Annotated in this window: 10 protein-coding genes and 1 pseudogene; 8 read left to right on the forward strand and 3 right to left on the reverse strand. The window is 61.5% G+C overall.

From position 1 onward, the window contains the following. A pseudogene (locus ACRCSW_RS01570) lies at positions 1 to 1,626 on the forward strand (hypothetical protein); the annotation flags it as partial. A 301-nt stretch (positions 1,627 to 1,927) separates the two neighbouring features. Here the strand turns inward: ACRCSW_RS01570 and ACRCSW_RS01575 are convergent. Then, positions 1,928 to 2,569: a TetR/AcrR family transcriptional regulator gene (locus ACRCSW_RS01575; protein WP_438702245.1), complete on the reverse strand. Its 642-nt coding sequence runs from the start codon at positions 2,567 to 2,569 to the stop codon at positions 1,928 to 1,930. A gap of 140 nt (positions 2,570 to 2,709) precedes the next feature. Here ACRCSW_RS01575 and ACRCSW_RS01580 point away from each other — a divergent pair, with 140 nt between their 5' ends. Next, positions 2,710 to 3,765: an alpha/beta hydrolase family protein gene (locus ACRCSW_RS01580; RefSeq protein WP_438702246.1), complete on the forward strand. Its 1,056-nt coding sequence runs from the start codon at positions 2,710 to 2,712 to the stop codon at positions 3,763 to 3,765. Positions 3,766 to 3,793: 28 nt separating this feature from the next. Here ACRCSW_RS01580 and ACRCSW_RS01585 read toward each other — a convergent pair whose 3' ends face one another. Next, positions 3,794 to 4,885: a LacI family transcriptional regulator gene (locus ACRCSW_RS01585; protein ID WP_438702247.1), complete on the reverse strand. Its 1,092-nt coding sequence runs from the start codon at positions 4,883 to 4,885 to the stop codon at positions 3,794 to 3,796. 445 nt (positions 4,886 to 5,330) lie between these two features. Between ACRCSW_RS01585 and ACRCSW_RS01590 the strand changes: the two genes are divergently transcribed. Further along, positions 5,331 to 6,236 carry a helix-turn-helix domain-containing protein gene (locus tag ACRCSW_RS01590; protein ID WP_438702248.1) on the forward strand — a complete coding sequence of 302 codons (906 nt, stop codon included), beginning with the start codon at positions 5,331 to 5,333 and terminating at the stop codon, positions 6,234 to 6,236. Positions 6,237 to 6,311: 75 nt separating this feature from the next. Here the strand turns inward: ACRCSW_RS01590 and ACRCSW_RS01595 are convergent, their stop codons facing one another. Beyond that, positions 6,312 to 7,289 carry a LysR family transcriptional regulator gene (locus ACRCSW_RS01595; protein WP_438702249.1) on the reverse strand — a complete coding sequence of 326 codons (978 nt, stop codon included), beginning with the start codon at positions 7,287 to 7,289 and terminating at the stop codon, positions 6,312 to 6,314. A 236-nt stretch (positions 7,290 to 7,525) separates the two neighbouring features. Between ACRCSW_RS01595 and ACRCSW_RS01600 the strand changes: the two genes are divergently transcribed. From ACRCSW_RS01600 to ACRCSW_RS01620, 5 genes are all read left to right on the forward strand, one after another. Beyond that, positions 7,526 to 8,524 (forward strand): MBL fold metallo-hydrolase, encoded by a 999-nt coding sequence (locus tag ACRCSW_RS01600; protein WP_438702250.1) that lies wholly within the window; start codon positions 7,526 to 7,528, stop codon positions 8,522 to 8,524. A 24-nt stretch (positions 8,525 to 8,548) separates the two neighbouring features. Further along, positions 8,549 to 9,133 (forward strand): dioxygenase family protein, encoded by a 585-nt coding sequence (locus ACRCSW_RS01605; protein WP_438702251.1) that lies wholly within the window; start codon positions 8,549 to 8,551, stop codon positions 9,131 to 9,133. 109 nt (positions 9,134 to 9,242) lie between these two features. Next, positions 9,243 to 10,328, forward strand: a complete 1,086-nt coding sequence (locus ACRCSW_RS01610; RefSeq protein WP_438702252.1) for an aldo/keto reductase — start codon at positions 9,243 to 9,245, stop codon at positions 10,326 to 10,328. Between the two features lie 69 nt (positions 10,329 to 10,397). Continuing rightward, positions 10,398 to 11,417, forward strand: coding sequence for an NAD-dependent epimerase/dehydratase family protein (locus ACRCSW_RS01615; RefSeq protein WP_438702253.1), 1,020 nt, complete (start codon positions 10,398 to 10,400; stop codon positions 11,415 to 11,417). Positions 11,418 to 11,553: 136 nt separating this feature from the next. Further along, the coding region (locus tag ACRCSW_RS01620; protein WP_438702254.1) for a (2Fe-2S)-binding protein at positions 11,554 to 11,864 on the forward strand (311 nt) is incomplete at its 3' end.

Raw genomic sequence — 11,864 nt, forward strand, 5'->3', positions numbered from 1 at the left:
ACTTACGTCAATATCGGCGACGCTGGCGCCACGACGCGCGGCCAGGCTGTCCGGGTGGCGGGAACGCTTGATCTTGGCGACGTGGTCAAGGGCGGCGACGGCAGCATCAGCGCCTATTTCGAACAGAAGGACGCCGGGTTCTCGACCCTTTCCGACGACATCACTGCCGATCAGACGGTCTGGGGCCTGGCGGCGGATGTCCGCGTTAGCGAGCGGCTTGGTTTCCGCGCCGCCTTCGAGGACTTCGACAGCGACAACGGCAACGAACGCCGTCAGGCCGAGGTCGAGCTTGAATACGATATCAACCCTGTGACCACGCTGGCCTTCGGGGTGAAGGTGCTGGACGAGGTGCAGATCGGCGATACGGATGATACCGGCGAGCGCACGGATGTCGGCTTCCGGCTGACGCGCGATCTTGGGGCGGACCAGGAAGTCTATGTCTTCGGCCAAGGCACGGTGGACCGCGATGGCGGCATCCGCAAGAACAACCGGCTTGGCGTCGGTGGCACGTTCAACCTGACCGATACGCTGAGTGCCGAGGCCGAGGCGTCTGGCGGCAGCGGCGGCCTTGGTGCGAGGGTGCTCCTCGATCTGCGCCCGAACGAGAGCGACCGCTACTACCTTGGCTACGAACTCGACCCGAACCGCGACGTCACCGGAACCACCTTGAATGGCGACCATGAAGGCACGCTGATCATCGGGGCGGAACGGAGCGTGTCGGAAGGTGTGAGCTACTATGCCGAAGAAAACTACGACCTCTTCGGATCCCGCCGCGAAACGACGCGGGCCTACGGCGTCACCTACACGCCTTCGGCCGTCTGGGACTACTCGGCCGACATCGAGATCGGCCGCGTGCGCGATGCCAACGACGGCGATATCGACCGCCGGGCTTTTGGCTTCGGTATGAAGTACGACAACGGCGACGGCATCACCGGCGGCGCGCGGTTGGAATACCGGATCGATGAGCAGGAAGCATCGACAGTGCTTGATCGCGAAACCTGGGCGCTGGTTGCCAAGTACAGCAACCAGGTCAGCCCGGACTGGCGCTTCATTGCCAGCGTCGATGCGCTCGTGTCGGACAGCGACCAGACCGATTTCCTGAACGGGCGCTATGTCGAGCTTAACCTCGGCTATGCCTACCGCCCCATCGCCAACGACCGACTGAACGTGCTGGCGCGCTATACGTTCCTTGACGATCTTCCGGGGTCTGATCAGGTCAGCTCGGACGGTACGATCAATGGCGACAAGCAGCGCAGCCACATTCTGAGCGTCGATGCGATCTACGAGATCGACGAGACTTGGGAGCTTGGCGGCAAGCTTGCCTATCGCGTGGGGGAAACCGCAGCGCGCGGCTCGGATGACTTCACGTCCAATGACGCTGGACTTGTGGCGCTACGGGCAACCTACGCCATCGAGCAGCGCTGGGAGATTTCGGGCGAAGCACGGATGCTGGTGCAGGTCGATCAGGACACACGGGACTTCGGCACGCTTCTGACCGTGTACCGAAGCTTCGGCGACAACGCGAAGCTGGGGCTCGGTTACAACTTCGGGTCGTTCTCTGACGACCTGCGGGACACTACACTGGATGACGAAGGCCTGTTCCTGAATCTGCAGGCGAAGTTCTAGCTGTTCAGTCCCGGCATCCGGTTGCGGGAAGCGATCCGAGCCTTTGGAGCGACTGCCCTTTCGCTTGACTTGCCATCAGCTGTCTTAAGCCACTCCGCCACCAAATTGTACCCCGATTTCTATCCTATCCAGAGGAGCAGACAAGGAAGCCGGAGCGGACACGCAGAGGTGTGAAGGGCGGGTTCGGGCAAGCTGCGATGCGGCATGACGCCATTCGCGAACGACCGGTAGCTGTATGTTGCAGCACGGCGACCGGTCATGGTCGAATGACCGCGTTGGGCCGCATCTGAAGTTGGGGTGCCTAAATCGCGCCAAACCTCAGTCCATTGATCAGCAGGTCAACCATGCGCTTGGTATGCGCAGCGCCTTCCGCATCTGCGGGAACCGACAAGTTTCCGATAGCCCGGAGCAGATCATAGGGCTCGACGTCTGCGCGGATGTTGTCTGCGGCCCGTGCCGCGGCAAGCAGCGATCCGAGGGCGGGCTCGAAACTGGCCCGGAAATAGGCGGGCAGGGCGTCGAATGCGGGGTCGCCCGAATGAAGGGCGGCGGCAAGTCCCCGCTTTGTTGCCAGAAACGCCGCGTAGCGGTGAAGCCAGGCGGCCAGCGCCTCGCCGGGTGGCTTCTCGGCTGCGAACGCCGTGGCTTCGGCAACGCAGTCGTCCACTTCGCGGCGGAACACCGCCGCGACCAGATCGGACCGCTTCGGGAACCGGCGATAGAGCGTGCCGATACCGACCCCCGCGCGGGCCGCGATTTCCCGCACCGGGGCGTCGACGCCGGAGGTAACGAACACTGACTTTGCTGCTTCAAGAACTGTGTCTTCGTTGCGGCGGGCATCTGCGCGCACCTTTCGCGGCGCCGACTTGGTCTCGCCATCCAGCGCTTCAATGACTTGAGGTGGTCGAGCTTTGCCCAAAGGTGGGTCTCCCCAATTGTTCACTGTCCACTTGATATACGGAGCATCGTTCCATATATGGGCGAAAGCGGATCATTGATCCGGTTAATTTCGGATCGCCGTTCCGTTTTACAAGATAGGGCAACGACCGAAGGTTTTCCACCCGACAAAATGGAGAGTCATACATGACCTATCAGCACAGCATCACAGCGGATCACACCGCGACGGCTCCGTCGCCTGTGCTATCCTTGGCGCCACTGACCCTGGCGGCCCCCGCGCGCGGCCAAGACCTGCAGTTGCGTGTTTCCGCACCCGCCACCGGCAGTGACCTGCCCATCATCCTGTTTTCGCATGGCAACGGCCAGTCGCTTCACGGCTACGATCCGCTGGTCCACCATTGGGCGGCACAGGGCTTTGCCGTCCTCCAGCCGACGCATCTCGACTCACGGATGCTGGGTCTGGCCAAGGACGATCCTCGCCGGCCGGACTTCTGGCGGTTCAGGGAAGCTGATCTGGTACAGATCCTCGACAGTCTTGCCATGATCGAGGAACAGGTTCCGGCGATAAGGGGCCGCCTGGATGTGGGCCGTATAGCCGTTGCCGGGCATTCTTGGGGCGCGCAGACCGCAAGCATGCTTCTCGGCGCAACACATCCCGATCCGCGCGACGGCTCGGTTGTGGATATCGCGGACCGCAGGGTCAAGGCCGGTGTCCTGTTCGCTGTGCCAGGGACTGGCGGCAAGAATCTGAGTGCCTTCGCCGCCGAGAACTTTCCGTTCATGCAGCCGGAGTTCTCTGGAATGACCACGCCGACGCTGGTGGTTGCGGGCGATAACGACCATGGCGCGATGACGGTAAGGGGACCGGACTGGTGGCGCGAGGCCTATGACCTGAGCCCTGACAGCAAATCTCTGTTCACGGTCTTCGGGGGCGAACACTCGCTGGGCGGCATCGCCAACTACGAGGCGAGAGAAACGACCGACGAAAACCCGGATCGCGTTGCTGCCGTCCAGCGGCTGACCACCGCGTACCTGAAGACTGTACTTAGTCTTGAAAGTGCAGCATGGGATGAAGCCGTGACTGCGCTTGGGGCAGAGGTGCGACCACAGGGGAAGGTTGAAAACAAGTACAAATCATCACAGCAGCGTGAGGCGGCCTTTGGGTCTGGCGGGCGGCAACCTTGCCGCTCGCCGAGGCCACCTCGCAAGGTGCCAGCTTGGCGTCTTAGAAGTCGGCAATGAGGACCGGCATCGGTCGGTGACGGAAGTGTCACCTCCTTACCTCAAAGTCAGGGGGCAATGGGTGCATAAATCCAGAGGTGCCTCCGTCGGCCGTCGTCTGCAGCACCACCTTTGTCGGAACGATCAGGGTCTGCAGTTCCGAGGCGGGCCGTCCCTCGATCGACCCGACCAACGCCTTGGCCAAGCCTCGGCCGGTTGCCCGGATGTCCTCGTGAACTACGTAAAACGCGTCGCCGAATACGGGAAGGTTTGCGAAAAGCTGCTTGGTGACGATGTCGACATCGCCGCCAATGACGGCTCCGACATCCTTCAGGCCGGCCTGGATCGCCAGGATCGCACCGCCCGTGCCGCTGACCCCGCCGGAGCTGTTGACCAGCCCGTCCGGCGCGGGGCTTTGCTGCATCAGGTCCCTGACGGCGAGCCTGATCTCCTCGATCGAGCTGTCGTTCGAGATGCCGCGGAACGGCACTTCCTCCAGCCCGTGCGCGGCCATCGCCGCCTCGAAGCCCTGCCTCGCGTGGTGTTGAAAGCTCGGGCCTGCGGGCGGGGCGATCAGCGACAGACGCTTGCGCCCCAGGCTGGCGAGGCAGTCAACTGCAATCTTGGCGTAGGCCTGGTTGTCGAAATCGAAGTAGGGATGTTCGACATCCATATGCGTCCGGCCATGGGTCACGAAGGGCATGCCTTGCTCGATCATGTACTTTACCCGCATGTCCTCGGGCTCGATCCGGGAGATGATGATCCCGTCCACGGCCTCTGACTCGACCAGGTACCTGATTGGCGCGAGCGGATCGGCATGCTTCGAATAGGGCGTGACAATCAGCTGATAGGGCGTGCCCTCAAGCCCCTCGGTGATCCCGAAGATAATCTGCGACAGGGAGTTGCCGAACTGCTCTTCGGTATCCAGGACGAGGCTGAGGACGTTGGTCTTTCCGGTCCGCAGCCGCAGGCCCGCCCGGCTGGGATGGTAGGCAAGCTTGAGCGCCATGTCCTTGACGGACTTACGCGTCTTGGCCGCGATCTTGTCATCGTCACGAAGGGCGCGCGAGACGGTTGTGACGCCCAAGCCCAACGCGGTCGCGATGGTCTTCAGCGTCGGCTTCTTGTTACGTGGTTCCAATCACTGCGCCCTGGTTCTGGTCTGTTGCTTTTTGTCCATTCCGCCCACCTTACTGCCAATCCACATCGGTTCCACCCTTTCATCCCCAACAGGTCTTCAGTCAGAAACACGCCTGACAGCGGTGCCTGTCCTTGGACGACAGGCTACACATCCGGCGGTCCCGAGGGGTTCCACTTTCCTCTCGGGGAGCGCTAGTTGCAACGATACACAGAAATGTGTTACGATACAACTGTCGAATCAACTTCGTTCGCGGTACCTAATCTTTGTTCAGCACAATTCGAAACGGGGCTTTGATCGAGTGGCCGTAAGGCCGTGTTTCTTAAGGCGAAGCCATCCGCGCAAATGGCACCGCCCCCTGACGAGACGGCCAGGACCAAGCTCTGGCTTGGTTCAGGGTGCGAATTTGCGAATTACCAGATGCGGCAATCCAAGTGGAGATGCAACAATGACACCGCCAGCCTATGCGTCTTTCGCCCAGTGGTCCCGCGAAGGCCGTCAGGCGTCCTACGTGCGAGCGAGGAAGTCCCCGGGTGCAGTCCTTGATCTGCTTGATTTTGTGGTCCCGGCCGGGGAAATTTCCCGCCCGGCGATGCCGGATATCGTCCTGTTTCAGGATATGCTTGGAGGGAGTCGTAACAGAGGCGACCTCGGACGGGGACCCATCGACGTGATCAGTCGAAAAGGCAACTTTTACCTCGGCGCGCCGGGCTTCGCGCCATGGGCCGTTTGGGAAGAGAGCCATCAGTTGCAAAGCTTGGCTTTCTCCAAGGCGCAATGGCATGCCGTCCTTGACGAAGCCTCTGACGGGAGCTTCTCGTTCGACAGCTCCTGTGTCTACGGTCAGATGTTCGACTCGCCAGCACTTCGATCGGCCTTCCGGACTCTATGGTCGTTGTACGATGACGAGGGCGCGCCATCGCGTCTACTGGCGCGGGCCGCAGGTTGCGAGATCCTGGCCGAACTGTGCCGTTTGGGCGGGACGCCATTTACGCCGGCAAAGGGCGGCCTTGCCCCCTGGGCTGAGCGGCGCTGCCTGGAACTGCTGCGGGCGCGGCTTTCGGACGATATCAGCCTCGACGAACTGGCGGCCGAGGCGCAGCTTTCAGCGTTTCATTTTGCCCGCATGTTTAAGCAAAGCCTTGGCGTGCCGCCACGGGTCTACCTGATGCGGCTGCGGGTAGAAAAAGCCTGCGAACTGCTCGAAACGACCGACCTTCCGATCACGGAGATTGCCCTGGAGGTCGGCTACTCGTCCAACCAGGCGCTCGCCCGGGTCTTCACCAAGCATCGGAGCATGAACCCGTCGGATTATCGGCGGGCAGTCCGCGATCCTCTGCGCGCCGTTGCGTAGATGTGTAAGGGGCGCGATCATCTTCACACTGCCGGGCTGAGCGCGCGGTACGGTTGCGAACGGAACTTCGCCGGCTCATGAGCCTTGAAGCTGCGGCTTTCCGCCTTTGCGGATGTAGTCGAGGAAGACCCGCATGGCCGCGCTGGTATGCCGCCGATTTGGATAATAGAGATACCAACTCGGCAGCTTCTTCTTCCAGTCGCGAAGCAATTCGACAACGGTGCCCCGTTCGATGTCTTCGCGGACATAATCCTCAAACACGTGAGCGATCCCCGATCCCGCTAGCGCTGCCTGACGTTCCTGATGTGCTGAACTGAGTGTCAGACGACCTCTCGGCGTGATTTCCACCTCGTCGCCGTTCTTCTCGAAGGTCCATGTCGCCATGGTCCCACCCGGAAAGCGGCGGCGGATGCAGTCGTGTTGCAAAAGATCCTGCGGGGACTCTGGTCGACCATTTTGGCGCAGATAATCAGGTGATGCCACGATTGCATATCGCAAGGAACTGCCCAAGGGCATGGCAATCATGTCTTGGGCAATTTGCTTTCCGAAGCGCACGCCTGCGTCGAAACCCTGCTCGACGATGTCGATGATTGCAGCATCGCTGATGATCTCGACATTGACGTCGGGATAGACCTTCATGAATTCAAAGGCCAAAGGGCACAGAATATGGTCTGCGGCCGGACCTGGCGCATTGATCCGCACGGTGCCGGACGGGCGCTCTCGCAACTGGTTGAGATCGTCGATTGCTGTTCTGATGTCGTGAAGGGCGGGCCTTAGCCGCTCGAGAAGCCGTTCGCCTGCTTCAGTCAGTGCGACGCTGCGTGTCGTGCGGTTGAGTAGCCGGATGCCCAAGGCCTCCTCCAGCACGCTTATCGACTGGCTGATGGCTGACGATGACACGCCTCTGTGCAGCGCGGCGGCCCTGAAGCCTCCGTATTTCACGACGTCCTCAAGTATCTCCAGGCTGTCAAGGCGGTGGGGTGGCATTGCGAAGCTGTGCTTATCAAGTTGATCAGATTTGATCAGCTTATCCGCGCGCCCGACCCGTGTCATCTTCAAAGCACAAATCGTGAGACGCTTTCGGATGGGATGAAAAAGATGACCCCCCGCACGATCGCCGCCTCACGAAACGCAGGAGAAAGATGCGCAAGACTGTGCCGCTGACAGCAATCCGGGGAACGCGGCCCTGACGCGGGAAGGGTAGTGTTTCAGTACCTTGTCGCTCCAGAAAGGAAACCGAATGAACCGTCTCGTTGTTGCCTTCAACCAGTTTTGGATGGGATGAGAAAATGACCGGAATCACGTTGAATCGCAGGAAGATCATCCTGACGGCCGCAACAGCAGCAGCGGGGTTGATCTTGCCGACCGGCGCGGCCTTGGCACAGACGGCCCCCGCTCCTGCGCCGCTGGCCCCGCTTGGAAATGCCGGCCACTACCGCTTTGCTGTCGGCGACGACATTGTGGCAACCGTGCTGAGCGACGGGCTGATTGGCGGCGCGCCGCAGGTCTACGCCAGCGACGCGCCGGAGGCAGAACTGCAGGAGGTTCTGACGCGCGCCTTCCTGCCGACCGATCGCATGACGCTGAACCTCAACACGCTTCTGATCGAGATGAATGGCCAGCGGATTCTCCTTGAGGCCGGAGCCAGCCAGACCATGGGGCCAAACGGCGGGCGCATCTTCGAGAACCTCGCTGCCATCGGCCTCACGCCCGAGGATATCGACGTTGTGGTCGTCTCGCACACGCATCCGGACCATGTCGGCAACCTGCGAACCGCAGACGGGGGCAAGGCGTTTCCGCGGGCGACCGTCTTTGCGCCGCGTGCCGACTGGGACTTCTTTGTCACCAACGAGCCGGATCTGTCCTACATGCCGGTGCCCGAGGACTTCCGCCGTAACTTCGCCGCCGCCATCAAGCGGAGCGTCGAGCCCGTCACGGCCGGGATCGAGCTTTACGACGCGGGTGCCGAGATCGTGCCGGGGCTGACAACGCTGCCAGCAATTGGCCACACCCCCGGCATGGCAAACTTCCTCGTCCAGTCCGGGAGTGACCAGCTTCTGCTGACAGCCGATCTCGCCTACCACCCGCTCGTCAATGTCGACCGGCCATGGCTGCCCGGGCCGGACCGCGACAAAGACACGGCACTCGCCTCGCGCCGCCGAATCTTCGACATGGCGGCGGCAGACCGGATGCTCGTTCTCGGCTTCCATTTCCCGTTCCCGGGTCTTGGCCGGATGCTGAAGACGGACATCGGCTATGCCTGGGTTCCCGTCTCCTGGCAGTTTTGAGCTGATATTGGTGGGGGGCCGGAAATGACGATACCAAGACGTGCACTACTGTCGGGTTTTCTGGCCACGCCGCTTGTGCCGCTGGCCGGAGCGATTGCTTTCGGGCAAGAGGCGCCGGTGCTGCCTCTGACGCGTGCCTGCATGGATGGCGATGAACCGACGCTGTCCCGTGGCGCGGGTCCGTTCTACCGGCCGGATTCACCGTTGAAGCACGATCTCTATCTGGACGCGCCCCAAGCTCCGCGCATCACCATCGCGGGCTACGTGTTTGACGATCGTTGCCGTCCGCAGCAGCAAAGCCTCGTTGAAATATGGCACGCCGATGATACCGGCGAGTACGATCAACAAGGCTTTCGCTTCCGCGGACATCAATTTGCCGACGCCGAAGGGCGCTGGTGGTTCAACACCGTCGTCCCGGCGCTCTATCCCGGGCGCACGCTGCACTTCCACTTCAGGGTGCAACGACCGGGTGGGGAAGTCCTGACGACGCAGCTCTTCTTTCCGGGCGAGCCCGCCAATGCAAATGACTGGCTCTTCGAGGAGACGCTGCTGATGACAATCGACCAAGCGGACGATGGTCAGTTCGGGCGCTTCGATTTCGTGGTCTGACCCATCGGTAAGCCCACGAACCAGACAGCGCGCGTCACCGGCTCCGCCTGCGGGATCGCAGCGACCAGCGGCGTCGGCAGACGCAAGTCATGAAAAAGGAGACTATTCAATGAGCGAGCAGCAAGACTCTGGCGTCAGCCGACGCGGCTTTATCGGTGCTCTGGGCACCGGAGCAGCCATTCTGGCGTCAACACCCTTCCTTTCCGGGGCGGCCCACGCCCAAAGCCAGCCAAGCGTGCCGACGACATCTGCGCGAACGCGCATGATTCCGAGAACGGAACAAACTCTCACCACCCTAGGCCTCGGCACTTTCCTGACCTTCGATGCGCAACCGGGCGATGATCGGCAGAACATGGCCGAGGTGTTTCGGCGCTATGTTGCGGGTGGTGGTCGGGTCGTCGACACCTCACCCCTCTATGGATCGGCTGAATCCTCCGTCGGCGCGTTCCTTGCTGGCATGCCGGAGGCATCGGAGGTTTTCATCGCCAACAAAATCTGGTCGACCGGCGAGTATCTCGGCGACGAAAGCCATGCCGAGGCAAGCTTCCAGGAATCGAGGCTGCGCATCTGGCGCGACACTTTCGACCTCATGCAGTGCCACAGCATAGTCAACGCCTCGGTGGTCATCCCCTTGATGCAGGCGTGGAAACAGGAAGATCGCATTCGCTACGTCGGTGTGACCCATCATGAAACCGATGCGCAGGACCAACTTACCGACATCGTCGAGCGCGGCGGCATCGATTTCATTCAAACGAACTATTCGATCTTCAACCGCAGCGCCGAGGAGCGCCTGCTGCGCGTCGCTGCCGACCAAGGGGTCGGCGTGCTGATCAATCTGCCGCTCGAAAAGGCGCGGCTCATGAAAGTCGTCGAAAGGCACGCGTTGCCGGACTTCGCCCGGGAATTCGAAGCCGCCACTTGGGCGCAGTTTTTCCTCAAGTGGGTCATGGCGCACCCGGCGGTCACGTCAGTGCTGTGTGCCACATCCAATCCGGACCATGCCGAAGACAATGTCCAAGCCATGTACGGGCCCTTGCCGGACGAGCCGATGCGTCAGCGCATGGTGCAGCACATGGAGACGATCCCCGGTTTTGCCGATGTCGGGCGGATGCCTTGGTATCCCGGCAAAGACGCCCAGTATCAGGGACTAATCCGAGAGGCACAGGCAACGGCGCGCGCTCGCATAAACCAGTGAGACTTCAAATTCGGAAAACGACCGAAAGCCTCTAGCAGATCGACGCCGACGGCGTCAGGAGCGCAGCAGATGATGAATACCATTCTCGTGACCGGCGGAACCGGCTTTGTAGGCGGCTGGGCAATCGTCGAACTTCTGAAACGCGGCTACCACGTCAGAGCCACCATCCGCAGCGCCTACAAGGAAGACTGGCTCCGCGCTCAGATTTCGACCCAGGTCGATGCAGGCGACCGGCTGTCCATAACTCATGCCGATCTTACAAGCGATGAAGGATGGGATGCGGCTGTCGAGGGGTGCGATGCAGTGTTGCACGTTGCAGCACCCGTCGGCGTCTCTGCCCCACGAGATCCTGGTGCACTGATCGTGCCGACCCGGGATGGCGCACTGCGCGTGCTGCAAGCCGCCTGTCGCGCCAAGGTCCGCCGGGTTGTGATGACCTCTGCGATCGAAGCCTGCCGACCGTCGATGATTGCCCCGGATGGCGTCTACGATGAGAGCCGCTGGACGGATGTTCATGACCGTCACCTCGGACCATATCGCGTCGCCAAGACTTTGGCGGAGAAGGCTGCCTGGGACTTCATGGCCACGCAAACGGGGCAAACGACGCTGACGACGATTCTTCCGGCAGCGATCATGGGTCCAGTGTTCAGCGCAGACTATGATCATTCACTGACGCTCATGAAGCGCCTGTTGAGTGGGAAACCACCCGCGACACCGCATTTGGGGTTCTGCGTTGTCGACGTACGGGACGTGGTGGAACTGCATATTCTGGCCATGGAAAATCCCAACGCTGCCGACGAGAGATTTATCGCGGCAAGCGACTGGAAGTGGATGGCCGAAATCGCCCAGACCTTGCGTGCGAACCTGGGAACGGCAGCGCACAGCGTACCAACCAGGTCGCTTCCTGACCTGGTTCTCAGGATGGTTGCTGTGTTCGACCGGCCGGTGCGCTTCGTGGTGCCGCTGCTCGGCCGACGACATGTGTTTTCGGCAGAAAAAGCGGAAAGGTTGCTGGGCTGGCAACCCCGCACAGCGGAAGCGACAATCCTTGATGCCGCGCGAAGCGCCATTGCGCTGAAGGTCATATGAACGGCTCGCGCTCGCACGAACCAGTGAGACTTCAAACTGGCAAAACAGAAGTGAGGACTTACCCATGCACAACAGCGATGCACCCAATGCTGGGAAAACCGATGCCGCTCTCCGGAACCGGAACGAATGTCTCCGGATGAACCGCCGCACAGCCCTTGGTGCCGGTGCAGCAGTGGCGGGACTGGCGGTCGTGCCTCCGCTAACCGGTAGTCCAGCCAAGGCGCAAACTGCGCCGGTCGCTTCGGCGACGGGGGCCTCGCTTGCCCTTGGCTTTCAGGTGAATGGGGCGGATGTCCAGATCGACATCGACCCGCGCAGCTCGCTTCTCGACGTTCTGCGCGAACGGCTGCATCTGACCGGAGCGAAGAAAGGGTGTGATCACGGTCAGTGCGGTGCCTGCACCGTGTATGTTGACGGCCAGGCAGTGGCCTCGTGCCTGACGATGGC

Source organism: Tabrizicola sp. (assembly GCF_051645465.1).
Taxonomy (GTDB): Bacteria; Pseudomonadota; Alphaproteobacteria; order Rhodobacterales; family Rhodobacteraceae; genus Tabrizicola.

Excerpts from the sequence above, each read along its gene's own strand:
- ACRCSW_RS01595 (WP_438702249.1), bottom strand. The coding sequence starts at position 7,289 with ATGACACGGGTCGGGCGCGCGGATAAGCTGATCAAATCTGATCAACTT.
- ACRCSW_RS01610 (WP_438702252.1), top strand. The coding sequence starts at position 9,243 with ATGAGCGAGCAGCAAGACTCTGGCGTCAGCCGACGCGGCTTTATCGGT.
- ACRCSW_RS01600 (WP_438702250.1), top strand. The coding sequence starts at position 7,526 with ATGACCGGAATCACGTTGAATCGCAGGAAGATCATCCTGACGGCCGCA.
- ACRCSW_RS01590 (WP_438702248.1), top strand. The coding sequence starts at position 5,331 with ATGACACCGCCAGCCTATGCGTCTTTCGCCCAGTGGTCCCGCGAAGGC.
- ACRCSW_RS01615 (WP_438702253.1), top strand. The coding sequence starts at position 10,398 with ATGATGAATACCATTCTCGTGACCGGCGGAACCGGCTTTGTAGGCGGC.
- ACRCSW_RS01605 (WP_438702251.1), top strand. The coding sequence starts at position 8,549 with ATGACGATACCAAGACGTGCACTACTGTCGGGTTTTCTGGCCACGCCG.
- ACRCSW_RS01580 (WP_438702246.1), top strand. The coding sequence starts at position 2,710 with ATGACCTATCAGCACAGCATCACAGCGGATCACACCGCGACGGCTCCG.